Source organism: Streptomyces sp. NPDC058289 (assembly GCF_042880975.1).
Lineage (GTDB): Bacteria > Actinomycetota > Actinomycetes > Streptomycetales > Streptomycetaceae > Streptomyces > Streptomyces stoeckheimensis.
Window position 1 is genome coordinate 45,693 of record NZ_JBHVYI010000033.1, and the last position, 26,496, is coordinate 72,188.

Here is a 26,496-nt window from a genome sequence, read left to right on the forward strand (position 1 = left end):
GTCTCCCCGGGCGTCGTCCCGGCACGGACGCGTAGAGGTCTCGTATCTCCTGGCACTGCGGCCCACCCCGTACGGGAACTCGTGAGAGCCCTCGGCTCCCTCGGGAAGCCGGGCCCGAGTCATGGAGCGTGTCGCCGTACGCGACAACTCCGTTCAGGCTAGCACCGCTTGCCCCGCCGGGAAATGGAAACCGCCCCCGCTCCGGACTTGGGGGTACCGGAGCGGGGGCGGGGTTCAGAGGGACCGGGACGGTCAGCCCATGTGGGGGTAGCCGTACTCGGTCGGCGCGACCAGGGTCTCCTTGATGGAGCGGGTCGAGGTCCAGCGCATCAGGTTCGACGCCGCGCCGGCCTTGTCGTTGGTGCCCGAGGCGCGGCCGCCGCCGAAGGGCTGCTGGCCGACGACGGCGCCGGTCGACTTGTCGTTGATGTAGAAGTTGCCCGCGGCGAAGCGGAGCTTCTCCATCGCGTCGGCCGCCGCGTAGCGGTCCTGCGCGATGACGGCGCCGGTCAGGGCGTACGCCGAGACGGACTCCATCTGGGCCAGCATCGCGTCGAAGTCAGCGTCCTCGTAGACGTGGATCGCCAGGATCGGGCCGAAGTACTCGGTCGTGAAGACCTCGTTCTCGGGGTCACTGCACGCGATGACGGTCGGGCGCACGAAGTAGCCCTCCGCGTCGTCGTACGTGCCGCCGGCGACGATCTCGCAGGTCGGGTCGGCCTTCGCGCGGTCGATCGCGGCCTTGTTCTTCGCGAAGGAGCGCTCGTCGATGACCGCGCCGATGAAGTTCGTCAGGTCGCGGACGTCGCCCATGGTGATGCCGTCGACCTCGGCCGCGAAGGCCTCCTTGAAGCCGTCGTTCCAGATCGAGGCCGGGACGTAGGCGCGCGAGGACGCCGAGCACTTCTGGCCCTGGTACTCGAAGGAGCCGCGGGTCAGGGCGGTCTTCAGGATCGCGCGGTCCGCGGACGGGTGCGCGACGACGAAGTCCTTGCCGCCGGTCTCGCCGACCAGGCGCGGGTAGGACTTGTACGTCTCGATGTTGGTGCCGACCGTCTTCCACAGGTACTGGAAGGTCTTGGTGGAACCGGTGAAGTGGATGCCCGCCAGCTCGGGGTGGGTCAGCGCCACGTCGGAGACGGCGATGCCGTCGCCCGTCACGAGGTTGATGACGCCCTTCGGCAGGCCGGCCTCTTCCAGCAGCTCCATGAGGAGGACCGCGGAGTGGGTCTGCGTCGGGGACGGCTTCCACACGACCACGTTGCCCATCAGGGCCGGGGCGGTCGGGAGGTTGCCCGCGATGGCCGTGAAGTTGAACGGGGTGATCGCGTAGACGAAGCCCTCGAGCGGGCGGTGGTCGCTGCGGTTCCACACGCCGGTGGAGTTCGCGACCGGCTGCTCGGCCAGGATCTGGCGGGCGAAGTGGACGTTGAAGCGCCAGAAGTCGACGAGCTCGCACGGGGTGTCGATCTCGGCCTGCTGCGCGGTCTTCGACTGGCCCAGCATGGTGGACGCGGCCAGCTTCTCGCGCCACGGGCCGGACAGCAGCTCGGCGGCGCGCAGGATGATCGCGGCGCGGTCGTCGAAGGACATCGCGCGCCAGGCCGGGGCGGCGGCCAGGGCGGCGTCGACGGCCTCCTGGGCGTCGGCCTGCGTGGCGTTCGCGTACGTGCCGATGACCGACTTGTGGTCGTGCGGCTGCACGACGTCGAAGCGCTCGCCGCCACCCATCCGCTTGACGCCGTTGATCGTCATCGGGAGGTCGATCGGGTTCTCGGACAGCTGCTTCAGCTGCATTTCGAGGCGCGCGCGCTCCGGGGTGCCGGGGGCGTACGAGTGGACCGGCTCGTTGACCGGCACGGGGACCTGGGTTACAGCGTCCATGATGCGGGGTGCTCCTTGAGCTAGTGGGAGGGCCTAGTTCTTGGTGATCATCGAGCGGAGGAAGAAGAGCAGGTTGGCCGGCTTCTCCGCGAGGCGCCGCATGAAGTAGCCGTACCAGTCGGTCCCGTACGCCGTGTAGACGCGCATCCGGTGGCCCTCGGCGGCCAGCCGCAGGTGCTCCTCGCTGCGGATGCCGTACAGCATCTGGAACTCGTACTCGTCCAGCTTGCGGCCCGCCTGGCGGGCGAGCTCCTGGCCGATGGCGATCAGGCGCGGGTCGTGGGACCCGATCATCGGGTAGCCCTCGCCCTCCATCAGGATCTTCAGGATTCGGACGTACGCCTTGTCGATCTCGGCCTTGTCCTGGTACGCGACCTCGGCGGGCTCCTTGTAGGCGCCCTTCACGATGCGTACGCGGCTGCCGGCCGCGGCCAGGCGGCGGGCGTCGGCCTCGGTGCGGAACAGGTACGCCTGGATCACGCAGCCGGTCTGCGGGAAGCTGCGGCGCAGCTCCTCGTGGATGGCGAACATGGAGTCGAGGGTGGTGTGGTCCTCGGCGTCCAGGGTCACGGTGGTGCCGATGGCGGCGGCGGCCTCGACGACCGGGCGGACGTTGGCGAGGGCCAGCTCGTGGCCGCCCTCCAGCGCCTGGCCGAACATGGACAGCTTCACCGACATCTCGACGGTCTCGCCGAGGCCCAGGTGCGCGAGCTGCTCGATGAGCTCGAGGTACGCGTCACGCGCGGCGTGGGACTGCTCCACGGTGGTGATGTCCTCGCCGACGACGTCGAGGGTCACCTCCAGGCCCTTGCCCGTCAGGTCCTCGACGATCGGGATGACCTGGTCGACCGTCTCACCGGGGATGAACCGGTTCACCACGGGCTTGGTCACCGGGGCGGCAGAGACGATTCGGCGCATCTTGTCGCTGCGCGAGGCGGCGAGGATCGCGGGACCCAGCACGGGGTACCTCCAACGGGGGCGGGCAGAAGCAGACATTCAGCCCGCGCCGGGACGACGGAGGCCATAAGGAAAACGCAAGTAAAACCACCGTGAAACCTAGGGATCTCCCCGATCCTCTGCCATCGACAGCTGTCACGCATCCGTGGCCCGGATCTCATACATCTGTCTGAAGAGGGGGTTCGGAGTGGGAGAATGTGCGGGTGAAGGGCGATTACCAGGACCTGGTGGACGAGATTTCGGCGCTGCTCGGCGCTCCGGCGACGCTGGAGAACCGGGACTTCCGCCTCATCGCCTTCGGCGCGCACGACAGCGATGACGATCTGGCCATGGACCCGGTACGGACCCGCTCGATCCTGACCCGCCAGTCGACGGCGGCCGTCCGCTCCTGGTTCGAGGGCTTCGGCATCGCCCGCGCCACCGGACCGGTCAGGATCCCGGCCGCCCCGGACGCCGGGGTCTTCCGGGGCCGGGTCTGCCTGCCGGTGCGCCACCGCGGGATCGTCCAGGGCTACGTATGGCTCCTCGATCAGGAGCCCGGCCCCGATGCGGAGTCCCTGGCCGCCGCCATGGAGGTGGCCCAGCGGATCGGGCTGCTGCTCGCGGAGGAGGCCCGGGCGGGGGCCGACCTGTCCCGGGAGTTCCTCGCGGTGCTCACGGCCGGGCGCGGCTGGCAGCAGGACATGGCGGTGGCCGCCCTACGGGTGGCCCTCGGTCCGGGCGGCGAGGGACCGCACGCCGCGGTCTGCGTGAGCCCGTGGTCCGGCGAGGCCCCGGCTTCGGTCCCGGGAGCGGCGGCCGTGTGCGTGGTGCCCTGGCGGGGGGCCGGCGAGCAGGAACCGCACCCGGGCGGCGGCGGCCCGGCGGGGCAGCCCCTCGCGGCCCTCGCGGTCCTGATCCGCCTGCGCGGCGCGGACCCGCTGGCTCCGGCGCTCACCGCGATCTCCCGCCTGATGCCCCGCACGGCCGACGGTGCGGGCAGCGGGGCCGGGGGCGCCGGCACCACCCCGGGCGCGCCGAAGCCGGTCGCCGCCACCCGGAGCGCACCGGCCGGCGGCAAGGCCACCGCACCCGCGGCGGCCACCAGGGTGACCGGCGGGGTGACCGCCGGGGTGTCCGACCCCGTGCGGGCGCTCACCGCACTGCCCGCCGCCTGGCAGCAGGCCACCGCCGCCGCGCGGGCCGCAGCCGCCGGGCCGCGGCTCGGGCCGGTCGCGCAGTGGTCCGCGATCGGTCCCTACCGGATGCTGGCCTCCGTCGCCGAGGAGGCCCTCGACGACCCGGTGGCCCGCGCCTTGCGCGGCCCGGCCAATCCCGAACTGGCCCGGACGGCCGAGGTGTTCCTGGACTGCGCCGGCCAGGCGGGCCGCGCGGCGGCGGCCCTGGGAATCCACCGCCAGACCCTGTACTACCGGCTGTCCCGGGTGGAGCAGCTGACCGGCCTCGACCTGGACGAGGGCGAAGACCGCCTGCTCCTCCACATGGCCCTCAAGGCCGCCCGCCTGCACACCTGACGGTTGCGCCGTCAGGGCGTCTCGGCCTTCGTCGCCGCCATGGCCTGCGCCGCCCGCCGCATCCCCTCCGTCAGTTCCGCGGGAGTCGCGGCCGACGCGGGGTCGAAGAGCCACTGGAGCATGAACCCGTTCAGCAGGGCCTGGTAGAAGGCGCCGGCGGTCCGCAGGTCCTCCTCCGTCAGGTCCTCCTCGGGCACGCCGGTGAACATCGAGACCAGCCCCTTGCGCCCCTCCCCCTGCGAGGCGGCGAGCAGCGCCCGCAGTTCCGGCAGCCGGTCCCGGTCCCGAGTCACCGCGACCTCCATGCTGGCCGCCCAGATCGGGCCCGACTCCTCGTGCCCGGCGTGCACCCCGTCCCATACCGAGCGGAAGCGCTCCAGCGAGCCGCCCTCACCCTTCACCGCACCCGTGAACTGGTCACCCCACTCCTGGACGACCGCCATGAACGCCTCTGTCATGAGGGCGTCCTTCGAGCCGTAGTGGTAGCCGATCGAGGCCAGGTTCGCACCCGAGGCCTTGACGATGTCGCGGGCGGTCGTGCCCACGAAACCCTTCTCGACCAGGCACTTCTTGGCGCCTTCCAGCAAGTCTTCGCGATGTCCCATGCCTTCACGGTAGCCAAGACACCCGTCCAAGACAAACGTCCTATACGAGCGTTCTATACAGAAGTACTAGACAGGCGTTTATGACGCTTGTACATTGCCGCTCATGACGAACCCCGCAGCACGTCCCGCCGGTCGCCGGGAATGGACCGCCTTCGCCGTTCTCGTGCTCCCCCTGCTCTTGGTCTCGATGGACGTCTCCGTCCTCTACTTCGCCGTCCCGGCCATCACCCGGGAGCTGGACCCCAGCGCCACGCAGCAGCTCTGGATCTTCGACAGCTACGCCTTCGCCCTCTCGGGCCTGCTCATCACGATGGGTTCGCTCGGCGATCGGATCGGCCGCCGCAAGCTGCTGCTGACCGGCGCGGCCGCCTTCGGACTCGCCTCCGTCGCCGCCGCCTACGCCTCCAGCGCCGAGATGCTCATCGCGGCCCGGGTGCTGCTCGGAATCGGCGGCGCGACCCTGATGCCCTCCACGCTGGCCCTCGTGCGCAACCTCTTCCAGGACGAGCGGCAGCGCGGCAAGGCCATCGCGATCTGGTCCGGCGCCATGACCGGCGGCATCGCCCTCGGCTCGGTCATGAGCGGGGTGATGCTGAACCACTTCTGGTGGGGCTCCGTCTTCCTGATCAACGTGCCCGCGATGCTGCTCCTGCTGATCTTGGTCCCCGTGCTGGTCCCCGAGTTCAAGGATCCGGCGCCCGGCCGCTTCGACCTGCTGAGCGTGCCGCTGTCGATGGCCGCCGTCCTGCCGGTGGTTTACGGCCTCAAGGAGATCGCCGCCGAGGGCCTCACCCCGCTCTGCGCCGGCTGCCTCGCCGCGGGCCTGGCCTTCGGTTGGCTCTTCGTCCGCCGCCAGCGCACCCGCGGCGACGCCATGGTCTCCCGGACCCTCTTCCGGGGGCGCGGCTTCGGCGCCGGCATCGGCCTGAACACCATCGCCGCCTTCGCCATGATGGGCTCGGCCTACTTCACCACCCAGTACCTGCAGTCGGTGCTCGGCATGGGCACCCTGGAAGCCGCCCTCTGGAGCCTCGCCCCCTCGGTCCTCATCGGCGCCGCCGCCCCCGTCGGCGCGGTCCTCGCCCAGAAGACCGACCGGGCCTACGTCGTCTCGGGCGGCTTCGTCCTCGCCGCCGCCGGGTTCGCCCTCATCGGCCTGGTGGGCACCGACTCGCTGTGGCTGCTGCTGACCGGAGCCGGGGTCCTGGCCAGCGGCATCGTCACCGTGATGTCCCTGGTCTCCGACATGGCCCTCGGCTCCGCTCCCGCCGAGAAGGCCGGCTCCGCCGCCTCCCTGCTCGAGACCGGCCAGGAGTTCGGCGGCGCCCTCGGGATGGCCGTCCTCGGCAGTCTGGGCACGGCCGTCTACCGCTCGGACCTGGCCGGCTCCGAGCCCGCCGTACGGGAGACCCTCGGCGGGGCCGTGGCCACCGCCCAGGGGGTCGGCGGCGCGGCCGGCGGGCAGGTCCTGGCCGCGGCCCGGGAGGCCTTCGTGCACGGGATGCAGTACGCGGCCTGGGGCGGTACGGTCCTGCTCCTCGCGGCGGCGGTGCTCGCCGCGGCCCTGCTCCGGGGTCGCGGGGCCCAGGCCCAGGCCCCGGCTCCGGCGGAGCGGGCAGCGGCCGACGAAGCCCTCGCGCACCGAGCGGCGTAGCGGAGGAGAAGCGGGACAGACGAAAGGGCCCGGGGTATCCCCCGGGCCCTTCGCGTCCGTCTGCTGCCGCAGCGTCAGCCGAGGCTGACCGTACGGGCCGAGACGGCGCCGATCTCGGTGGCGATGTCCGCGAGGACGTTCACCGGGGCCTCGGCGTCGACCGTGAGGACCGCGAGGGCCTCGCCGCCCTCTTCGGCGCGGGCGACCTGCATGCCCGCGATGTTGAGGCCGGCCTCACCCAGGATGCGGCCGACGGCGCCGACCACGCCCGGGCGGTCGGCGTAGCGCAGGACGATCATGTGGTCGGCGAGCGCCAGGTCCACGTCGTACTCGCCGATGCCGACGATCTTCTGCAGGTGCTTCGGACCCACGAGCGTGCCGGAGACCGAGACCTCCTGGCCGTCCGACAGGGTGCCGCGGACGGTCACCACGTTGCGGTGGTCCGGGGACTCCGAGGAGGTGGTCAGGCGGACCTCGACCCCGCGCTCCTGCGCGAAGAGCGGGGCGTTGACGTAGGACACCGTCTCGTCGACGACGTCCTCGAAGACACCCTTGAGCGCGGAGAGTTCGAGCACCTTGACGTCGTGCTGGGTGATCTCGCCGCAGACCTCGACGTCGAGGCGGACCGCGACCTCGCCCGCGAGGGCGGTGAAGATGCGGCCGAGCTTCTCGGCGAGCGGCAGGCCGGGACGGACGTCCTCGGCGATGACGCCGCCCTGGACGTTGACCGCGTCGGGCACGAGCTCGCCGGCGAGCGCGAGGCGCACCGACTTGGCGACCGAGACGCCGGCCTTCTCCTGGGCCTCGTCCGTGGACGCGCCGAGGTGCGGGGTGCAGACGACCTGGTCGAGCTCGAACAGCGGGGAGTCCGTGCAGGGCTCCTTCGCGTACACGTCGAGGCCGGCGCCGGCGACGCGGCCTTCCTTGATGGCCGAGTACAGCGCGGCCTCGTCCACGATCCCGCCGCGGGCGGCGTTGACGATGCGGACGGACGGCTTGACCTTGTGCAGGGCCTCGTCCCCGATGAGACCGAGGGTCTCGGGGGTCTTGGGCAGGTGCACGGTGATGAAGTCGGCGACCTCGAGCAGCTCGTCGAGCGTCAGCATCTTGACGCCCATCTGGGCGGCGCGCGCGGGCTGCACGTAGGGGTCGTACGCGACGATCTTCATGCCGAAGGCCGACATGCGCTGGGCGACCAGGACGCCGATGCGGCCGAGGCCGACGACACCGAGGGTCTTCTCGCTGAGCTCGACACCCGTGTACTTGTTCCGCTTCCACTCGCCGTTCTTCAGGGCGGTGTTGGCCTGCGGAATGTTGCGGGCCGTCGCGACGAGCAGGCCACAGGCCAGCTCGGCGGCGGTCACGATGTTGGAGGTCGGAGCGTTCACGACCATCACGCCGGCCTTGGTGGCGGACGAGACGTCGACGTTGTCGAGACCGACGCCCGCGCGGGCGACGACCTTCAGCTTCTTGGCTGCGGCGATGGCCTCGGCGTCGACCTTGGTCGCGGAGCGGACCAGGATCGCGTCGACGTCCACGATCGCGGGGAGCAGCTCCGCGCGGTCGGCACCGTTGCAGTGCCTGATCTCGAAGTCCGGGCCGAGCGCCTCGACAGTGGCGGGCGACAGCTCTTCGGCAATGAGTACGACAGGTTTCGAGCTCACGTGGGTCCTCACAAGTCCAGTGCGGACGGCCGTCCCGACGGCCGCAGGCGGTGGAGGGGGGTAGCCGCGTGGAAGACGCACGACACTGTGGGCCTGACGCGTTGTGTTGAGCAGTGTAGTGGCGGATCCGGAAGGGAATTCCGCCTGTACGGAAGGATCACCCGCACGAGATTGGCCAGGGTGGACAAGCGGTCCTCCAAGAGGCCCTCCGCACGGGTGCCCGGCCGATGTGCCGCAGGGCCGGGACGCACCGTCCCGGCCCCGCGACGCAGCGGATCAGCTCTCGTCGTTGTCGACCCAGCTCATCAGCTTGCGGAGCTTCTTGCCGGTGGTCTCGAGCAGGTGCGCCTCGTCGGCGCTCTTGTACTCGTTGTACTTCGGCAGACCGGCCTTGTACTCGGCCATCCAGGTGTTGGCGAACTCGCCGCTCTGGATCTCCGCGAGGACCTTCTTCATCTCGGCCTTGGTGGCGTCGGTGATGATGCGGGGACCGGTGATGTAGTCGCCCCACTCGGCGGTCTCGGAGACCGACCAGCGCATCTTCTCCAGGCCGCCCTCGTACATGAGGTCCACGATGAGCTTCAGCTCGTGCAGGCACTCGAAGTACGCGATCTCGGGCTGGTAACCGGCCTCGGTCAGCGTCTCGAAACCGGCCTTCACCAGCGCGGAGGCACCACCACAGAGAACGGCCTGCTCACCGAACAGGTCGGTCTCGGTCTCCTCGGTGAACGTGGTCTTGATGACGCCGGCGCGCGTGCCGCCGATGCCGGCCGCGTACGACAGCGCGAGCTGGAAGGCGGAACCGGTGAAGTCCTGCTCCACGGCGGCGATGCAGGGCACGCCGCGGCCTTCCTCGTACTGACGGCGAACCAGGTGACCCGGGCCCTTCGGGGCGACCAGGGCGACGTCCACGTTGGTGGGGGGCTTGATGAAGCCGTACCGGACGTTGAAGCCGTGGCCGAAGAAGAGCGCGTCGCCCTCTTCCAGGTGCGACTCGATGGACGCGGCGTAGATCTCGGCCTGGAGCGGGTCCGGGGTCAGGATCATGATGACGTTCGCCCAGGCCGCGGCTTCGGCGACGGGGAGGACCTTCAGGCCCTGCTCCTCGGCCTTGGCCTTGGACTTCGAGCCCTCGTGCAGGCCGACGACGACGTCGACGCCGGAGTCACGGAGCGACAGCGCGTGGGCGTGGCCCTGGCTGCCGTAACCGATGACCGCGACCTTGCGGCCCTGGATGATGGACAGGTCGGCGTCGTTCTCGTAGAACAGCTCGGCCACTGGGATATCTCCTTGGTGCGCTGGTGTTGCTCCCACCGTACGGCGGGGAACGGAATACGTGGTTCTCGGTCTCGCCATACGAGCGAGCGAGAACGGACGGGCGGGGCACGACCGGGCCGGTGTGACCGGCCCGGCCGGGCTCAGGCGCTGCGGTCGAGCGCGCGCAGGCTGCGGTCCGTGATCGACCGGCCACCGCGCCCTATGGCGATCGTGCCGGACTGGACGAGCTCCTTGATGCCGAAGGGCTCCAGCATCTTGAGCATCGCGCCCAGCTTGTCGGTGCCGCCGGTGGCCTCGATGGTGACGGCCTCCGGGGAGACGTCGACGGTCTTGGCGCGGAACAGCTGGACGATCTCGACGATCTGCGAGCGCGTTTCGTTGTCGGCGCGGACCTTCACCAGAACGAGTTCGCGCTCGATGGCGTTAACGTGCTCCAGCTCGACGATCTTGAGCACGTTGACCAGCTTGTTGAGCTGCTTGGTCACCTGCTCCAGCGGGAGGTCCTCGACGTTCACGACGATGGTGATGCGCGAGATGTCGGGGTGCTCGGTGACACCGACCGCGAGGGAGTCGATGTTGAACCCGCGTCGGGAGAACAGCGCGGCGATCCGGGCGAGGATGCCGGGCGTGTTCTCGACCAGGACGGAGAGCGTGTGCTTGGACATGTGAGTCGTTCTCTCTCTCGGCTCTCTCGGCTCAGTCGTCTTCGTTGTCGCCGAAGTCGGGGCGGACGCCCCGGGCGGCCATGACCTCGTCGTTCGAGGTGCCGGCGGCGACCATCGGCCACACCATGGCGTCCTCGTGGACGATGAAGTCCACGACGACCGGGCGGTCGTTGATCGCGTTGGCCTCGGCGATGACCTTGTCCAGGTCGGCCGGGTCCTCGCAGCGCAGCGCCACGCAGCCCATGGCCTCGGACAGCTTGACGAAGTCCGGGACGCGGGTGCCCATGCGGGGGGCGACCGACTCGCCGAGCTGGGAGCCGACGGCCGTGTCCTGACCCGTCTCGTCCGCGTGCAGGACGGTGTTGGAGTAGCGCTGGTTGTAGAACAGGGTCTGCCACTGGCGAACCATGCCCAGCGCACCGTTGTTGATGATCGCGACCTTGATCGGGATGTTGTTCAGGGCGCAGGTGGCCAGTTCCTGATTGGTCATCTGGAAACAGCCGTCGCCGTCGATCGCCCAGACGGTGCGCTCCGGCATGCCGACCTTGGCGCCCATCGCGGCGGGGACCGCGTAGCCCATGGTTCCGGCGCCGCCGGAGTTCAGCCAGGTGCGGGGCTCCTCGTAGTTCACGAAGTGCGAGGCCCACATCTGGTGCTGGCCGACGCCGGCCGCGTAGATGGTGCCCTTCGGTGCCAGCTGGCCGATCCGCTCGATGACCTGCTGGGGGGAGAGCGTGCCGTCCTCGGGCAGGTCGTAGCCCAGCGGGTAGGTGTCGCGCCAGCGGTTGAGGTCCTTCCACCAGGCGGTGTAGTCGCCGGCGTTGCCCTCGTTGGCCTCGGCCTGGACGGCCTGGATCAGGTCGGCGATGACCTCGCGGGCGTCACCGACGATCGGGACGTCCACGGCGCGGTTCTTGCCGATCTCGGCCGGGTCGATGTCCGCGTGGATGACCTTGGCGAAGGGGGCGAAGCTGTCCAGCTTGCCGGTGACGCGGTCGTCGAAGCGGGTCCCGAGCGCGATCAGCAGGTCCGACTTCTGGAGCGCGGTCACGGCGGTGACGGCACCGTGCATGCCGGGCATGCCGACGTTCTGCGGGTGGCTGTCCGGGATGGAGCCCAGGGCCATCAGGGTGGTGACGACCGGGACGCCGGTGAGCTCGGCGAGGACCTTCAGCTCGGCGGTCGCGCCGGCCTTCATGACGCCGCCGCCGATGTAGAGGACCGGCCGCTTGGCGGCGGCGATCATCTTGGCGGCCTCGCGGATCTGCTTGGCGTGAGGCTTGGTCACCGGCCGGTAGCCGGGGAGGTCCTGGGTGGGCGGCCACGAGAACGTGGTCTTCGCCTGCAGGGCGTCCTTGGCGATGTCGACCAGGACCGGGCCGGGGCGGCCGGTGGAGGCGATGTGGAAGGCCTCGGCGATGGTCCGGGCGATGTCCTCGGCCTTGGTGACCAGGAAGTTGTGCTTGGTGATCGGCATCGTGATGCCGACGATGTCCGCCTCCTGGAAGGCGTCGGTGCCGATCGCCTTCGAAGAGACCTGGCCGGTGATCGCGACGAGCGGCACGGAGTCCATGTGCGCGTCGGCGATCGGCGTCACCAGGTTCGTGGCCCCCGGACCGGAGGTGGCCATACAGACGCCGACCTTTCCGGTGGCCTGCGCGTAGCCGGTCGCGGCGTGGCCGGCGCCCTGCTCGTGGCGGACCAGGATGTGGCGGACCTTCTTGGAGTCCATCAGCGGGTCGTACGCGGGGAGGATGCAGCCCCCCGGAATGCCGAAGACGGTGTCGCACCCCACCTCTTCGAGAGAGCGGATGAGGGACTGCGCACCCGTGACGTGCTCAACTGCGGCGGTCTGGTGTCCGCCGGTACGGGCCCGCGGCTGCGGATGGTGGGCCCCGGTGGCCTGCTCGGTCATCGGCATTCTCTTCTCGAAGCTGAGGGTTTTACGAGGAGGGTTTTACGAGATTCGACGTTGCCAGTGCAACAAAAAACCCCTCGTGCCGGGAGGCAAGCGAGGGGAGCGCGTCGGGTGCGTTGAGCGGGGACATGCTGGTCCCAGCTTCAGCCGACGCGCTTTCCAAGTACGAGAATTCGGGTGCGCATGGCATTGACCCTCCCTCCGGCGGGAGGGTGATGTCAAGCGGGTGGGACGGGCGTCTCATTATGTGAGCCTCTGTGGATAACCATCGAGCCCCCTGGGGAACCACCGGCCAACGCGGGTTGGGCCGCGCCGCCCGGTACTGGGAACGTACCGCGCACGAGCGCTCGCCGCAGCCTGTACTCGTCCAGCGGTCCGGAGAAGGCCATTCCCTGCCCGTGGGTACAGCCCATCGCGCGCAGTGCCATGACCTGCTCGGGGAGGTCCACCCCCTCCGCCACCGACTGCATCCCGAGGTCGTTTGCGATCCGCAACAGACCTGCGGTGATCTTGTGGAGCCGGGGGGACTCCACGACCCCCTCGACCAGGCCTCGGTCGAGCTTGAGCATGTCCACGGGGAGCCTGCGCAGCGCGCTGATGGCCGCGTAACCGCTGCCGAAGCCGTCCAGGGCGATCAGGACCCCGAGCCGGCGCAGCGCCGCCAGACGGCGCTCCAGGTCGTCGAAGGGCACCCTGGGGTCGGAGACGGCGAGCTCCAGGACGAGCGCGCCCGAGGGCAGTCCGTTGCGGGTCAGCAGGGCTTCCACGGAGCCCAGCGGCATCGACCGGTCGAGGAGCCGCTGCGCGGTCATCCGTACGGCCACGGGGACGTCGTGCCCGGCCCGGTGGCGCTCGGCGGCCTGCCCGACGGCCTCCTCCAACAGCCAGCGCCCCAGCTCGGCGGTGCGCGAGGCGTCCGGCACGACCGTCCGGGGGGTGGACCCGCCCTCGCCGGCCCCTCCCCCGCTGTACTCGGCGACCCGCAGGAACTCGGCGGGGGTGAACAGGATCCCCTGGGCGGAACGCCACCGGGCCTGCGCCACCACGGCCGAGATCTCCCCCGAGGCCAGGGAGACCACGGGCTGGTGCAGCAGGGCGAACTCCCCTTCGTGCAGCGCGGTGCGCAGGCGGCCCGCCAGCTCCGCCTTGCGGACGACTTCGGCCTGCATCTGGGGCGCGTACATCTCGACCCGGTCCTTGCCGCCCGCCTTGGCACGGTACATCGCGAGATCCGCGTTGCGCATCAGGTCCGAAGGGGTGATGCCGGGATCCGCGAAGGCCACGCCGATGCTGGCGGCGACCCGGACCTCGCTCCCGGCGATCCGGTAGGGCTGGGAGAGGGTGGTGCGCAGCCGGTCGGCGATCTCGTGGACCTGGTACTCGCGGGCGCTGCGGTCGCGGCTGCCGTCGCCCAGGATCAGGGCGGCGAACTCGTCGCCGCCGAGGCGGGCTGCGGTGTCCCCGGCCCGGACCGAGTCCTGGAGCCTGCGGGCGGCCTCGATGAGCAGTTCGTCGCCGGCCTGGTGGCCGATGGTGTCGTTGACCGCTTTGAAGCCGTCGAGGTCGATGAAGAGCACGGCGGTGCTGTGGTCCCCGGCCCGCCGACCGGTGAGGGCCTGGCGGACCCGGCGGGTGAACAGGGCCCGGTTGGGGAGGTCGGTGAGCGGGTCGTGCTCGGCGCTGTGCTGGAGCTGCGCCTGGAGCCGGACCCGCTCGGTGACGTCGCGGCTGTTCAGGATGAGGCCGCCCTGGTGGCGGTTGACGGTGGACTCCACATTGAGCCACTCGCCGCCGCCCGATCTGAACCGGCACTCGATGCGGGTGGTCGGCTCCTCGGCGGGCGGCGCGGCCAGGAAGCGGCGCACCTCGTGGACGACCCGGCCCAGGTCCTCCGGGTGGATCAGGGTGGCCAGCTCGGTCCCGACCAGCTCTTCCGCCTCGCGGCCGTAGACCCCGGCGGCGGCGGGGCTGACGTAGCGCAGGGTCCCGGTGGGCGCGGCGATCATGATGACGTCGCTGGAGCCTTGGACCAGGGAGCGGAAGTGGTTCTCCTTCTGGGCCAGTTCCTGGGTCAGCGCGATGTTGTCGAGCAGCATGATGCCCTGGCGGATGACCAGGGCGAGCACGACCGTGCAGCCCGTGAAGACGACGACCCGGTCGACCTTCCGGCCGTCCACCACGTTGTAGAGGATGCCGAGGGTGCAGACGGCCGCCGCGAGGTACGGGGTGAGGGCGGGCAGGGAGCCGGTGATCGGGCGGCTGTGCGGCCGCTCGGCGCGCACGTGGGCGACGGGCTCGGGCCCGGGGCCGGGGTGCAGGCGGCGGGCGCCCCAGGGGGCGTACGCGAGGAGGAGCGAGCCGGCGAACCAGCCGGCGTCGAGGAGCTGGCCCGACTGGTACTCGGCGCTGAGCAGCGGCGAGGTGAACAGTGCGTCGCTCAGCACGGTCAGGGCGAGGGCCGCGATGGCGGTGTTCACGGCGGAGCGGTTGGTCTCGGAGCGGCGGAAGTGCAGCACCAGCACCATCGAGACGAGCGCGATGTCCAGGAGCGGATAGGCCAGCGAGAGGGCCGCGCGCGGGACGCTGCCGGGGGCTCCGGACTGGGCGGTGCGCGCGGCGTGCGCGAGGGCCAGGCTCCAGGAGAGGGTGAGCAGGGAGCCGCCGATGAGCCAGGAGTCGAGGCCGAGGCAGACCCAGCCGGCTCGGGTGACCGGGCGCTTCGCGAGGACGAGCAGGCCCACGATGGCGGGCGGCGCGAAGCAGAGGAAGGCGAAGTCGGCGAGGGAGGGCTTCGGCACGGCCTCGCCGAGGACCACCTCGTACCAGCCCCAGACGGCGTTGCCGCAGCAGCCCATGAGCGAGGAGAAAGCGAACAGCAGCCAGGCGGGGCGCTCCCGGCTGTCAATGGCCCGGGCGTACGTGAAACAGGAGACGGCGGCCAGCAGGCCGGCCGCGCTGAGCCCGAAGTCGCCCATGACCTCGGCGAGTTCCTCGGAGCCCCAGCCGAGGGCGGCGCCCACGGCGTACCCGCTGCTGACCACTGCGAGGAGGAGCTGCATCGCCAGCCCCTTGGCGCCGCTGCCACCGCCGCCGGTGAGGGGCCGGCGGGTCAGCAGCGCCGCCCCCGGGGTGCTCACCGGTCCCCCTCGCTGGCTGATTCCGGCGCGGCCCAGTCCCGGCACCGTCGCCTCCGGCGGCTTCGCCGCATCGGATCCTTCGTCCATTGGCCGTGCATCGCCCGTCGCCCCCCAAAGTGTCCGATCACTCCCCAGCGCCAGACGTTCCTGGCGCAGCCCCTTGTTCCGGACGATACACCACTTTCGTCACTCAGGGACATAGTTTCTCTACGCTCCGTCACCAACAAGGGAGTTGTGTCCACCGAGCGCATCCGGACGAACGCGGAGCGTGCGCACCGCACGTCATTCCGTGATCAACACCGTGTTCTCCACGGGCTCTCCGGCAGCGAACCGGCGGAGCTGGCGGGCCACCAGTCGCTTGGCCCGCGGCTCGAATGCGGAGCTGCTACCGCCCACATGGGGCGTGATCAGGACACCCGGAGCATGCCAGAGCGGATGGCCTGAAGGCAGTGGTTCCGGATCGGTGACGTCCAGCGCGGCGCGCAGCCGGCCCGACTCCACCTCCACCAGAAGGGACTTGGTGTCGACGACGGGTCCGCGGGCCACGTTCACGAGCAGCGCGCCGTCCTTCATGCGGCCGAGGAACGCGGCGCCCGCGAGCCCCCTCGTCTCCTCCGTGAGCGGTGTGGAAAGGATCACCACGTCGGCCCCGGGCAGGAGTTGGGGCAGTTCGGCGAGGGCGTGCACCGGCCCGCGCGCCGTGGTGCGCGCCGTCCGCGCCACCCGGACGATCCGCTCGCACTCGAAGGGCTCGAGCCGGTCCTCGATGGCCGCGCCGACCGCTCCGTAGCCGATGATCAGTACGGACTTGTCCGCGAGGGCCTCGTAGAACCCGAAGCGCCACTCCTCGCGGTCCTGGCCGCGCACCATGCCGGGGATCCCCCGCAGGGAGGCCAGGACCAGGGTGAGGGCGAGCTCGGCGGTGCTCGCGTCGTGGACCCCCTTGGCGTTGCACAGCCGTACGCCGGGGGCCAGGTCGCCGAGGCCGCCCAGGACGTGATCGACCCCGGCGGTCAGAGTCTGGACGACCCGCAGGCGGGGCATCTCGGACAGCGGGCGCAGGGTGACGGCCGGGGACTTCATGTACGGGGTGACATAGAAGACGCAGGCTGCCGGATCGGCGGGGAAGGTCTCCTCACCGTCCCAGTGGCGGTACCGGAAGGAATCGGGCAGGCCCTCGATCTCCTCGGCGGGAAAGGGGAGCCATACGTCGAGGGTCTCGGAAATCTCTGCAGTCATGATCAGGAGGCTATGTCAGGGGATCCGGATCGAGCCGTTAGTTTGTGTGCCGGGAACGGGAGGCCCACCGAGGCCCGGGGATGACCAGGGGGGACGCACGGTGGAGCGCAGGTCGATCGGGGCGGGGGCGCTGACGGTGGGTGCCATCGGCCTCGGCTGCATGCCGATGAGCGGGGCGTACGCGCCTTCGCGCAGGCGGCGCGAGGACTCGCTGCACACCCTGCACACGGCCCTCGATCTGGGGGCGAACCTGCTCGACACCGCCGATCTGTACGGCCCCTACACCAACGAGCTGCTGCTCGGCCGGGTGCTGCGCGAGCGCCGGCCCGACGCCTTCGTGTCCGCGAAGGCGGGGCTGCGGGCCGACGGGGTGCACGTGGTGGCCGACGGGCGCCCGGGGTACCTGCGGCGGGCCTGCGACGCCTCGCTGCGGCGGCTGCGCACCGACGTCATAGACCTGTACCAGCTGCACCGGGTGGACCCGGACGTGCCGGTCGAGGAGTCCTGGGGCGCGATGGCGGAGCTGGTGGGCGCGGGGAAGGTGCGGGCGCTGGGCTTCTGCGCGCTGGGGGCGGGCACCGGGCCGGGCGCGGGGCGGCGCGGGGACCGGGCGTACGAGGCGACCGTACGGCACCTGGAGCGGGCGCAGCAGGTGTTCCCGGTGAGCGCGGTGCAGGCGGAGCTGTCGGTGTGGTCGCCGCAGGCGGCGTGGCGGCTGCTGCCGTGGTGCGCGGCGCGGGGGGTGGGGTTCCTGGCGGCGATGCCGCTGGGGAGCGGGTTCCTGACCGGGACGCTGGTCCCGGGCGAGGGGTTCGAACCCGAGGACGTACGGGCCAGGCATCCGCGGTTCACGGCGTACGCGATGGCGGCGAACCAGGTGCTCGTGGCGGGGCTGCGCCGGGTCGCCCGGCGGCACGGGGCCGAGGTCACGGCGGCGCAGGTGGCGCTGGCGTGGGTGCTGGCGCAGGGTCCGCAGGTGGTTCCGGTGCCGGGAACCGGGCAGGCGCACCGGGCCGCGGAGAACGCGCGGGCCGCGGAGGTGCGGCTGACCGCCGAGGACCTGGTGGAGCTGTCGGAGCTGCCGGTGCCGATGGGAGCCTGAACCACTCGATCGAGTGTACGAGTGGCGGAACTTGGGGCATGGTCTGCGCTGTTGGGTCGTGTGAGGGCACGATCGGAGGACCGGAGGGGAGCAGGGCGATGCGATACGGACACGACCGGGGACTCGGGCGAGGGCAGGGGCCGGGGCCCGGGCCGGGGCCAGGGCCGGGGCCGGGGCCGGGGCCGGGGCCGGGGCCGGGGCCGGGGCAGCCTCGCGGGCTGGGCCGGGGCACGGACCAGGACCCGGAACAGGGTCGGACGGGCGTGCCGGTGCGGTCCTACGCCGGCCCGCGCGCCCGGGCCCGTGGGGTGCTGGCGGCATTCGCCCTGGCCGGATGCGGGGCGCTGCTGGCGGCGGGGTGCTCGCCGCCGGAAGGCACCGGAGCCCGGCCGAGCGATGCGCCACCGGGCACGGCGGCCGGCTCCGCGCCCCCGGGGGGCTCGGGCACGCCGTCCGCCTCCGCCTCCGCGTCGGCCTCCGCGCCGCCCGCCAAGGGCCGGGTGACGGTGACCGGCGTGGCCGCCCAGGGCCTGGAGTCCCCGTGGGGCGTGGCTCCGCTGCCCGACGGGAACCTCCTGGTCGCCTCGCGGGACAAGGGCACGATCAGCCGGGTCGACGTGGGCACGGGGGCGGTGACCCCGGTCGGCAAGGTGCCCGGGGTGGCCCCGGGCGGCGAGGGCGGGCTGCTCGGCCTGGCCGTGTCCCCTTCCTTCGCCTCGGACCGCATGGTGTACGCCTACTTCACCACCGAGTCCGACAACCGCATCGCCCGGCTGCGCTATGACGAGAAGAGACCGGCCGGCGATCAACTGGGCGCGCCCGACACGGTGTTCAGGGGGATCCCCAAGGGACTCATCCACAACGGCGGGCGGATCGCCTTCGGCCCGGACAAGATGCTCTACGCCGGGACGGGCGAGACCGGGGAGACCGGGCTGGCCCAGGACAAGAAGTCGCTGGGCGGGAAGATCCTGCGGATGACCCCGGACGGCGAGCCGGTGCACGGCAATCCGGAGGCCGACTCGGTCGTCTACTCGTACGGGCACCGCAATGTGCAGGGCCTCGCCTGGGACGAGGACAAACGGCTGTGGGCGGCCGAGTTCGGCCAGAACACCTGGGACGAGCTGAATCTGATCGAGCCCGGCGCGAACTACGGCTGGCCCGAGGCCGAGGGCAAGGCCGGCAAGCCGGGGATGCGCGATCCGGTGGCCGTGTGGAAGACCGACGAGGCCTCGCCGAGCGGGATCGCCTGGGCGCAGGGCTCCGTCTGGATGGCCGGGCTGAAGGGGCAGCGGCTCTGGCGGATTCCGCTGGCCGGGGCGGTCCCGGTGGCGGAGCCCGAGGCGTTCCTGGCGGGCGAGTACGGCCGGCTGCGCACCGTGGTGCCCCTCGGTGGGGACAGATTGCTGCTGGTCACGAGCGAGACGGACGGGCGCGGGTCGCCGGAAGCCGGCGACGACAGGATCCTGACTCTGACGGTGGAATGACCTGCGGGCCCCGGCGGGGGAACGAAAGGCACGGTGGACGCGGTGTTCAACATGATCGAGGAGCTGTTCAGTCCGGGGCGCATACACACGGACGAGGAGAAGAAGCGGCTGGAGCTTTCCCGGATCGACGTGAATGACGGCGACCCGGGAAAGGGTCCGATAGACCTGGACTCCGGCAAGGTGCTCATACGCACCAAGGAGCACCCGGCGGCCTAGGCGTAGGCCTGGGCCTACGCCTGGGCGTACACCGGGAAGGGCGTCTCCTTCACCCTCCCGGCGTAACGGCCGGCTGCTGGGCCACGGGGCCGAAGAGCCGGAGCCGGTGGGCCAGGGCGGCGGCTTCGCCGCGGCCCGCGACCCCGAGCTTCGCCAGGATGTTCGAGACGTGCACGCTGGCCGTCTTCGGGGAGATGAAGAGCTCTTCGGCGATCTGGCGGTTGGTGTGGCCCACCGCGACCAGGCGCAGCACGTCCCGTTCGCGGCTGGTCAGCCCCAGTGCCTCGACCGGGTCGATGTCCGGCCCGAGCAGGCCCTTGGGGATGTTCACCGGCGCGAGCGGGAGCCTGGCGCGCTGCGCGAGCAGGGCCAAGTCCTCGCGGAGCCTGCGGGCACCGAGCTGCTCGGCGGTGGCGTACGCCTCCTGGAGCAGCGCGGCGGCCGCCTCGCGGTCGCCTCCGGCGGCCAGCAGGGCCTCCCCGAGCCGGTACTGGGCCCTGGCGAGCAGGTAGGGCCGCTCCAGGGGGCGTACGGCCGCTTCCACGGCCGCCCAGTCGGCGGCGGTGTCCCGGGCCTCGGCGCGCAGCAGCTCGGCCCTGAGGTACTCGGAGTGGGCGGTCCACACCGGGACCGGGGTGGCCAGGTTCCGGGCGGCGGCGCGCAGCACCGCCAGGGCCTCCTCCCGGCCGGCCTCGGCGGCGGGCAGGCCCCTGGCGTCGGCTTCGGCCGAGGCCGCCGCGAGCAGCAGCGGCCAGGCGTAGCGGTGGTTGCCGAGCGGGAAGCCGTGCTCGATGGCCGTGGCCACTTCGCTGCGGACGTCGGCTATCCGGCCCTCCCCCGCGGCCACGCCGATCGCGAGGCGGAACAGCGGGATCCGGTGCTGGGGCTGACCTTCGTGGGATCCGAAGTGCGTGCGGGCGGCGGTGAGCTGGACTGCGGCCTCGGCGAGTTCGCCGCGGGCCAGGGCCAGGTAGGCGAGCCGTACGACGGCCGCGGCGCGCGGGGCGGCGCTGCTGACGAGGGTCAGGGTGCGCCGGGCCTGCGTCGCGGCCTCCTCCCACCGGCCGAGGCTGTACAGGCTCTCCGCCAGGTTCCCCCGGATGTAGGCCTCGGAGTCCATCAGATGCGAGTTCTTGACCAGCTCGGCGCCTTCTTCGGCCAGTTCCACGGCTTCGCCGGACCGGCCCAGGCATTCCAGATGAGAGGTGAGGTTCACGTGCGCACGTCCCACCAGCATGCCGAGGCCGAGTTCGGCGGCGCGGTCCTTGACCGCGTACATCTCGGCGAGGCCGCGCTCGGGTTCCCCCGAGTCGACGAGCAGGCTGCCGACGGTGATGCGGGCGTTGAGTTCGGTGTCCTCGGCGCCGACCATCCGCGCGTACTCCACGGCGCGTTCGGCGGCGACCAGGTTGTCGGGCCCCGGCTTGTGGAGCATGCCCCAGCTCGCGGCCCGGACCAGGACGTCGGCATGCACCTGGGACGGGGGCAGCCCGCGGACGAGCTCCTGCGCCTTCGCGAGCTCCTCCCATCCGTCGCCGCGGGCGAGGCCGGCGATCATCCGGGAGCGTTCGGTCCAGAACCAGGCGGCCCGCAGCGGGTCGTGGCCGTCCTCGAGCAACCGCAGGGCCGTCTTGGTCAGCTTCAGCGCGCGTTCGCGCTCGCCGCCGAAGCGGGCCGCGACGGTGGCTTCGGCCAGCAGGTCGAGGTGTTTCAGCGGGGTGGTCGCCGGGTCGCAGCCGCAGGGCGGGTAGACCTCGGTGTAGTCCGCGGGGCGCAGTTCACCGCGCACCTCCTCCGGTACGGCCTCCCACAGGTCCATGGCCCGCTCCAGCAGGCGCAGCTGTTCGGAGTAGGCGTGCCGGCGCCGGGCGGCCACCGAGGCGGCGAGCACGGCGGGCAGGGCCTTGACCGCGTCGTTGGCGTAGTACCAGTAGGTGGCGAGGCGGATGACCCGCTCCTCGGCGCGGATCAGCGAGTCGTCCTGTTCGAGTTCCTCGGCGTAGCGGCGGTTGACGCGGGCGCGCTCGCCGGGCAGCAAGTCGTCGGAGACGGCCTCGCGGACCAGGGAGTGGCGGAAGCGGTAGCCCTCGCCGTCGGAGGTGGCCAGGAGGATGTTGGCGCCGACCGCCGAGCGCAGGGCCTCGATCAGCTCGTCCTCGGTGAGCCGGGTGACGGCGCGCAACAGGGCGTACTCCACCATGGAGCCGCCCTCGGCGACGATGCGCACGACGCGCTGCGCGGCGTCCGGGAGGACCTCGACGCGGACGAGGAGCAGGTCGCGCAGGGATTCGGTGAGGCCGGTGGAACAGCCGCTGGCACGGGAGGCGACGAGTTCCTCGACGAAGAAGGCATTGCCGTCGGAGCGGTCGAAGACCGACTCGACGAAGTCCTCGTCGGGCTGCGAGGCGAGGATCCCGGCGAGCTGGCGGCGCACTTCGGCCCGGTTGAAGCGGGACAGCTCGATGCGCTGGACGGTGCGCAGCCGGTCGAGCTCCGCGAGGAGCGGGCGCAGCGGGTGGCGGCGGTGGACGTCGTCGGCGCGGTAGGTGGCGACGACGACGAGCCGGCCGCTGCCGAGCGCGCGGAAGAGGTAGGAGAGCAGGTGCCGGGTGGAGGTGTCCGCCCAGTGCAGGTCTTCGAGGACCAGGACGACGGTGCGGTCGGCGGCGAGGCGTTCCAGCATCCGGGCCGTCAGTTCGAAGAGCCGGGCGGTGCTCTCCTCGTCGTGGGGGCCGCGCGGGGTCTCGCCCAGTTCGGGGAGGATGCGCGCGAGTTCGTCCTCCTGGCCGACGGCGGCTGCGGCCAGTTCGGCGGGGAGCAGGCGGTGCAGGGTGCGCAGGGCCGTCGAAAACGGGGCGAAGGGAAGTCCCTCCGCCCCGATCTCCACACAGCCTCCGACGGCTACGACCGCACCGCGGCGGTCGGCCTCGCAGAGGAACTCCTCGGTGAGGCGGGTCTTGCCGACCCCGGCCTCTCCGCCTATGAGCAGTGCCTGCGGCTCTTGGCCGGCGGCGCGCGTCAGGGCGTCGGTGAGTACGGCCAGTTCGTCGGCTCGGCCGACGAACACCGGGCTGACAGATCTGGTCTCCACGCCGCCGAGCATCGCACAGAGGCCCTGCTCGTCGGCACTGGATATCGGTGCGCTTCTCATCACGTGCCGGTTCGCACGGTCTCGCGACGCGGGTTACGCGGCGCGGGTGAACCGGCCGCGCTGCACACTCACCGACCCCTCCGGATCCTGGCTCCGGGAGAAGAGGCGGTGGGCCTTCTTCGCTTCCCGGACCAGACGGTAGGCGTCGGCCTCGCGGATGAGGTCCTCGCGGCGGGCGGTGGCGATCTCGTACTCGAACATCTCGTGCTCCCTGGTTTGCGTTACTCGGACACCTCGTTCGGTGTGATCCAAGATTCGCGCCCCAGGGGGTGCCTGCACATCGGGAGCATGCCGCATCTGCACGGGCCGGGGGGCCTTAGGCCGGGACCCGGGGTCCCTGATGTGGCCTAAGGCAGTGCCTAGGCGGGCCCGCCGGGCACCGGCGAGCCTAGGCGGCCGCCGTGTGGCGGTGGACGTACTAGGCGGCGGGGGCCACCGGGAGGGCCAGGAGGTACATGAACACGAAGGCGATCACGCCGATGACGGCGACGACCACGGCGGCCCAGGACACGGAGCGGACCCATGCCGGGAGGGTGCGGCCGGGAGCGCCGAAGGCCGGGCGGGCCAGCACGAACACGGCGATGAGCAGCGCGATCGTCGACAGGACGCCGTTGACGAGGGCGGTCATCTGCCAGGCGTTGCCGTACAGCGCCTCGATCTTGTCCGCGGTGGTGGCGGCGTTGGCCGAGCTGATCTGGCCCTTGAGGGTCTCCCGCTCGCCTATGACGCGGGAGGTCCAGCTACCGCTGAGGGCGATCAGGCCGAGACCGGCGGCGACGATCGCGGAGGCTCCGGAGGCGACACCACTGCTCTGCTCCTCGTCGGCCGCGGCCTCGAGCTCGTCAAGCTCGTCGAGGTCGTCGAGGTCGGTGGCGAGCTCCTCGCCCGGGACCTCCTCGGTGGCGGCGGCCGGGGCGGTCGTCTCGTCGGTGGCGGCCTTCTTCAGGTCGGCCGGGGAATCCGCCTCGGGAGCGGTCGGGGCGGGGGTCTTGGTGGTGTCCATGCGGGGCACCGTAGGCGGCTTTTCTGAGAGGTTCCTGAGAATCCGGCCGGGCAGCGTGCAGCGCACCGCCCCGGCCCCCCGGAGGACTCGGGGCGGGGCGATGGCGGGCGGGTGCGGGGGTGGTTACGCGGGGCGGGCCGCGGACCACTCGTCGGCGAGGATCGCCCAGATCTCGGTGTCCTGGCGGACGCCCCGGTGCAGGTGGTTCTGGCGCATGACGCCTTCACGGGTCATGCCGAGGCGCTCGGCCACGGCGAGGCTCTTCTTGTTGCCTGAGGCGGCGTGCCATTCGACGCGGTGCATGCCGCGCTCCCCGAAGGCGTAGTCGATCAGGACCCGGCAGGCCTTCGTCACCAGGCCGCGGCCGGCCGCGGCGGGCTCCAGCCAGCAGCCGATCTCACAGTTGCCCGTCCCCGCGTCGAACGCCGGGAAGAGCACCCCGCCCACGAGGGTCCCCTCGAGGCGGATCCCGAAGAACCGCGCGCCGTCCTCGCCCGCCGTGATCGCGTACTTGGCCAGCAGGGCCCGGGCGGACTCCAGGTCCGAGGACCGGTCCGGAAAGCCGACGTACTGGCCGATGAACTCGCGCCCGCGTTCGATGTGGGCGAAGAACTCCTCCGCGTGCCGGGCTTCCAGCGGGAACAGCTGGGCGTCGTCGGCGAGGTCTATCGAGAACATGCGCGTTCTTCCTTGGGTATCGAGCGGCGGGTGGCCGGATCACCGGGAGCTGGTCGCGGGCTCGGGCGCGTCCTCGCTCGTGACGGGGTCCGCGCCGGGCCGCTGCAGGGGAAGTTTCGCATGCGGGCGGCGCTCCGGGGGCTCGATGCTGATCTTCGGGAGCCGGCGGTCCAGCCAGGCCGGCAGCCACCAGTTGGCTCCGCCGAGCAGGTGCATCAGGGCCGGGACGAGGAGGGTCCGCAGGACGAAGGCGTCGAGGGCGACGGCCACGGCGAGCGCGATGCCGAACATGGCGATGATCCGGTCACCGCTGAGCACGAAGGCCAGGAAGACGGAGATCATGATGACGGCCGCCGAGTTGATCACCCGGCTGGTCTCGGCGAGCCCGACGCGCACCGCCCGCTTGTTGTCCCCCGTCTCCAGCCACTCCTCGTACATCCGGCTGACCAGGAAGACCTGGTAGTCCATGGACAGCCCGAAGAGCACCGAGACCATGATCACGGGGAGGAAGGGCTCGATCGGCCCCGCGCTGCCCAGCCCGAGCGGTTCGCTGCCCCAGCCCCACTGGAAGATCGCGACGACGACTCCGAAGGAGGAGGCGACGGCGGCGACGTTCATGGCTGCCGCCTTGACCGGGATGCCGATGGAACGGAAGGCCAGCAGCAGGAGCACACAGCCGAGCGCGATGACCACGCCGACGAAGAGGGGCAGTTTGCCGACGATGACCTCGGCGAAGTCGTCGTACCCGGCCGTCACGCCGCCGACGTGGACCTGCATGGAGCTGTCGTGGCCGGCGCGCGGGATGACGTCCTCGCGCAGTCTGTCGACCAGCTCGCTCGTGGCCCGGGACTGCGGGGAGGAGTCCGGTACGACCGTGACGACGGCGGTGTCGCCGCTGCGGTTGAAGACCGCCGGTCCGGCGGAGGCCACGCCCCTGGTCGTACGGATCGACTCGGCCAGCGCGTCCACGGCGACCCGGTCGCCGGCCCCGCCGAGGCGGGCCACCACGGTCAGCGGGCCGTTCATCCCCGGGCCGAAGCCCTCCGCGAGCAGGTCGTAGGCCTTGCGGGTGGTGGACGCGGCCGGGTTGTTGCCCTGGTCGGAGGTGCCGAGGTGGAGGGAGAGCGTGGGCAGCGCCAGCACCACCATGACCGCCGTGGCGACCAGGCCGAGCAGCTTCGGGTGGCGCTCGACGAAGGCCGACCAGCGGGCGGCGAAGCCGGTCACCGGCTCGGGCAGCGGCCCCTGCTCGGTCAGCTTGCGGCGCTCGCGGCGGGACAGCGCGCGCATGCCGATGTACGAGAGGAGCGCGGGCAGCAGGGTCACCGAGGCGGCGACGGTCAGGACCACGGTGAGGGAGGCGGCGATGGCGACGCCGTTGAGGAAGTTGAGCCGCAGCACCAGCATGCCGAGCAGCGCGATGCAGACGGTGGCCCCGGCGAAGACAACGGCCCGGCCGGTGGTGGCGACGGCACTCTCGGCGGCTTCCGCGACCGGGAGACCGCGTTTGAGGCCCTTGCGGTGGCGGGTGACGATGAACAGCGCGTAGTCGATGCCCACCCCGAGGCCCACGAGGGTGCCGAGCATCGGAGCGAAGTCGGCCACCGGCATCGCGTGGCCGAGGAGGGTGATGCCGAAATAGGCGGTGCCCACGCTGACCAGGGCGGTCGCGATGGGCAGCAGACTGGCGGCCAGCGATCCGAAGGCCAGGAACAGCACCATCGCGGCGATGGCCACACCGATGACCTCGGCGAGGTGCGCGGAGGGGGCTTCGGTGAGGCCGATGGCGCGCCCGCCGAGCTCGACCTGGAGCCCGTCGGCCTGGGTCGTCGGGTTCCGCGCGGCGTCGACGACGGCCTTCGCCTCCCCCTTCGGCACCGAGTCGGCCTGCCGGTCGAAGGTGACCACCGCGTAGGCGGTACGCCCGTCGGGGCTGATCCGGGCCCCGCTTTCGGGCCCGGGACCGTAGGGGCCCGCCACCGATCCGACACCGGGTAGCCCGGCTATGGAGTCGAGGGCCCGCGTCATCCGCTCCTGCACGGCCGGCGTCCGCACGCTCTGCCCGTCCGGAGCCCGCCACACGATGGTGTCGGTATCGCCGCCCTGCCCGTGGAAGCCTTCCCGCAGCAGGGCGTGCGCCTTGGCGGACTCGGTGCCGGGGACCTCGTAGTCATTGGAGAACGCCGCCCCGGCCCCGACCGCGGCAGCGGCGGTCCCGCCGAAGGCGAGGAGCCAGATCAGAACGGCAACGAGTCGGTGCCGCATGCACCAGCGTGCGAGGGCTGACAACGGACGGGCTCCCTGGTGGTTCGGATCTTTACCGGGGAACGGCCCGTCGGAAAGAACG

At 71.6% G+C, this 26,496-nt stretch carries 19 protein-coding genes; 5 read left to right on the plus strand and 14 right to left on the minus strand.

Annotated features, from left to right (window positions below; translation table 11 throughout):
• Window positions 1-252 precede the first annotated feature (252 nt).
• Together pruA and ACFVX6_RS18945 are read right to left on the minus strand one after the other, a co-directional pair.
• The gene (gene pruA / locus ACFVX6_RS18940) at window positions 253-1,884 is read right to left on the minus strand and encodes an L-glutamate gamma-semialdehyde dehydrogenase (protein ID WP_389692816.1); all 1,632 of its coding nucleotides are present in this window, start codon (window positions 1,882-1,884) and stop codon (window positions 253-255) included.
• A gap of 33 nt (window positions 1,885-1,917) precedes the next feature.
• Window positions 1,918-2,844, minus strand: a complete 927-nt coding sequence (locus tag ACFVX6_RS18945) for a proline dehydrogenase family protein (protein ID WP_389692818.1) — start codon at window positions 2,842-2,844, stop codon at window positions 1,918-1,920.
• A 200-nt stretch (window positions 2,845-3,044) separates the two neighbouring features.
• Between ACFVX6_RS18945 and ACFVX6_RS18950 the strand changes: the two genes are divergently transcribed.
• On the plus strand, window positions 3,045-4,355 hold the full coding sequence (locus ACFVX6_RS18950) for a PucR family transcriptional regulator (RefSeq protein ID WP_389692820.1): 1,311 nt from the start codon (window positions 3,045-3,047) through the stop codon (window positions 4,353-4,355).
• A gap of 11 nt (window positions 4,356-4,366) precedes the next feature.
• Here ACFVX6_RS18950 and ACFVX6_RS18955 read toward each other — a convergent pair whose 3' ends face one another.
• Window positions 4,367-4,960: a TetR/AcrR family transcriptional regulator gene (locus ACFVX6_RS18955; RefSeq protein ID WP_389692822.1), complete on the minus strand. Its 594-nt coding sequence runs from the start codon at window positions 4,958-4,960 to the stop codon at window positions 4,367-4,369.
• A gap of 103 nt (window positions 4,961-5,063) precedes the next feature.
• On the opposite strand from ACFVX6_RS18955, the gene ACFVX6_RS18960 reads away from it, so the two are divergent.
• Window positions 5,064-6,614, plus strand: a complete 1,551-nt coding sequence (locus ACFVX6_RS18960) for an MFS transporter (protein ID WP_389692824.1) — start codon at window positions 5,064-5,066, stop codon at window positions 6,612-6,614.
• A 74-nt stretch (window positions 6,615-6,688) separates the two neighbouring features.
• On the opposite strand, the gene serA is transcribed toward ACFVX6_RS18960, so the two are convergent.
• The 6 genes from serA to ACFVX6_RS18990 form a co-directional block, all read right to left on the minus strand.
• On the minus strand, window positions 6,689-8,278 hold the full coding sequence (gene serA, locus ACFVX6_RS18965) for a phosphoglycerate dehydrogenase (RefSeq protein WP_266881282.1): 1,590 nt from the start codon (window positions 8,276-8,278) through the stop codon (window positions 6,689-6,691).
• Between the two features lie 276 nt (window positions 8,279-8,554).
• Window positions 8,555-9,556 carry a ketol-acid reductoisomerase gene (gene ilvC / locus ACFVX6_RS18970; RefSeq protein ID WP_243337812.1) on the minus strand — a complete coding sequence of 334 codons (1,002 nt, stop codon included), beginning with the start codon at window positions 9,554-9,556 and terminating at the stop codon, window positions 8,555-8,557.
• 140 nt (window positions 9,557-9,696) lie between these two features.
• A complete protein-coding gene (ilvN, locus tag ACFVX6_RS18975) occupies window positions 9,697-10,221 on the minus strand; it encodes an acetolactate synthase small subunit (protein WP_266904165.1) in 525 nt (174 codons plus the stop codon).
• A 31-nt stretch (window positions 10,222-10,252) separates the two neighbouring features.
• The gene (locus tag ACFVX6_RS18980; protein WP_389692827.1) at window positions 10,253-12,142 is read right to left on the minus strand and encodes an acetolactate synthase large subunit; all 1,890 of its coding nucleotides are present in this window, start codon (window positions 12,140-12,142) and stop codon (window positions 10,253-10,255) included.
• 215 nt (window positions 12,143-12,357) lie between these two features.
• A complete protein-coding gene (locus tag ACFVX6_RS18985) occupies window positions 12,358-15,276 on the minus strand; it encodes a putative bifunctional diguanylate cyclase/phosphodiesterase (RefSeq protein WP_389692829.1) in 2,919 nt (972 codons plus the stop codon).
• 282 nt (window positions 15,277-15,558) lie between these two features.
• A complete protein-coding gene (locus tag ACFVX6_RS18990; RefSeq protein WP_389692831.1) occupies window positions 15,559-16,515 on the minus strand; it encodes a 2-hydroxyacid dehydrogenase in 957 nt (318 codons plus the stop codon).
• Window positions 16,516-16,615: 100 nt separating this feature from the next.
• On the opposite strand from ACFVX6_RS18990, the gene ACFVX6_RS18995 reads away from it, so the two are divergent.
• The 3 genes from ACFVX6_RS18995 to ACFVX6_RS19005 all read left to right on the plus strand — a co-directional run bounded on the left by ACFVX6_RS18995 (window position 16,616) and on the right by ACFVX6_RS19005 (window position 19,317).
• Complete coding sequence (locus ACFVX6_RS18995; RefSeq protein WP_389692833.1) at window positions 16,616-17,617, plus strand: aldo/keto reductase; 1,002 nt, start codon at window positions 16,616-16,618, stop codon at window positions 17,615-17,617.
• A gap of 269 nt (window positions 17,618-17,886) precedes the next feature.
• A complete protein-coding gene (locus tag ACFVX6_RS19000; protein ID WP_389692854.1) occupies window positions 17,887-19,101 on the plus strand; it encodes a PQQ-dependent sugar dehydrogenase in 1,215 nt (404 codons plus the stop codon).
• 51 nt (window positions 19,102-19,152) lie between these two features.
• Complete coding sequence (locus ACFVX6_RS19005) at window positions 19,153-19,317, plus strand: DUF6191 domain-containing protein (protein ID WP_389692856.1); 165 nt, start codon at window positions 19,153-19,155, stop codon at window positions 19,315-19,317.
• Window positions 19,318-19,366: 49 nt separating this feature from the next.
• Here ACFVX6_RS19005 and ACFVX6_RS19010 read toward each other — a convergent pair whose 3' ends face one another.
• The 5 genes from ACFVX6_RS19010 to ACFVX6_RS19030 form a co-directional block, all read right to left on the minus strand.
• Complete coding sequence (locus ACFVX6_RS19010) at window positions 19,367-22,420, minus strand: AAA family ATPase (RefSeq protein WP_389692858.1); 3,054 nt, start codon at window positions 22,418-22,420, stop codon at window positions 19,367-19,369.
• A gap of 81 nt (window positions 22,421-22,501) precedes the next feature.
• Window positions 22,502-22,669 (minus strand): hypothetical protein, encoded by a 168-nt coding sequence (locus ACFVX6_RS19015; RefSeq protein WP_389692835.1) that lies wholly within the window; start codon window positions 22,667-22,669, stop codon window positions 22,502-22,504.
• A gap of 217 nt (window positions 22,670-22,886) precedes the next feature.
• Window positions 22,887-23,471 (minus strand): hypothetical protein, encoded by a 585-nt coding sequence (locus tag ACFVX6_RS19020; protein ID WP_389692837.1) that lies wholly within the window; start codon window positions 23,469-23,471, stop codon window positions 22,887-22,889.
• A gap of 123 nt (window positions 23,472-23,594) precedes the next feature.
• On the minus strand, window positions 23,595-24,149 hold the full coding sequence (locus ACFVX6_RS19025) for a GNAT family N-acetyltransferase (RefSeq protein ID WP_389692839.1): 555 nt from the start codon (window positions 24,147-24,149) through the stop codon (window positions 23,595-23,597).
• A 39-nt stretch (window positions 24,150-24,188) separates the two neighbouring features.
• Window positions 24,189-26,438, minus strand: a complete 2,250-nt coding sequence (locus ACFVX6_RS19030) for an MMPL family transporter (protein WP_389692841.1) — start codon at window positions 26,436-26,438, stop codon at window positions 24,189-24,191.
• Between the last annotated feature and the right edge of the window lie 58 nt (window positions 26,439-26,496).

Coding starts and splice junctions, on each gene's coding strand:
- ACFVX6_RS19005 (WP_389692856.1), top strand. CDS start 19,153: ATGATCGAGGAGCTGTTCAGTCCGGGGCGCATACACACGGACGAGGAG.
- pruA (WP_389692816.1), bottom strand. CDS start 1,884: ATGGACGCTGTAACCCAGGTCCCCGTGCCGGTCAACGAGCCGGTCCAC.
- ACFVX6_RS19015 (WP_389692835.1), bottom strand. CDS start 22,669: ATGTTCGAGTACGAGATCGCCACCGCCCGCCGCGAGGACCTCATCCGC.
- ACFVX6_RS19025 (WP_389692839.1), bottom strand. CDS start 24,149: ATGTTCTCGATAGACCTCGCCGACGACGCCCAGCTGTTCCCGCTGGAA.
- ilvN (WP_266904165.1), bottom strand. CDS start 10,221: ATGTCCAAGCACACGCTCTCCGTCCTGGTCGAGAACACGCCCGGCATC.
- ACFVX6_RS18960 (WP_389692824.1), top strand. CDS start 5,064: ATGACGAACCCCGCAGCACGTCCCGCCGGTCGCCGGGAATGGACCGCC.
- ACFVX6_RS19010 (WP_389692858.1), bottom strand. CDS start 22,420: ATGCTCGGCGGCGTGGAGACCAGATCTGTCAGCCCGGTGTTCGTCGGC.
- ACFVX6_RS18990 (WP_389692831.1), bottom strand. CDS start 16,515: ATGACTGCAGAGATTTCCGAGACCCTCGACGTATGGCTCCCCTTTCCC.
- ACFVX6_RS18980 (WP_389692827.1), bottom strand. CDS start 12,142: ATGCCGATGACCGAGCAGGCCACCGGGGCCCACCATCCGCAGCCGCGG.
- ACFVX6_RS19020 (WP_389692837.1), bottom strand. CDS start 23,471: ATGGACACCACCAAGACCCCCGCCCCGACCGCTCCCGAGGCGGATTCC.
- ACFVX6_RS18955 (WP_389692822.1), bottom strand. CDS start 4,960: ATGGGACATCGCGAAGACTTGCTGGAAGGCGCCAAGAAGTGCCTGGTC.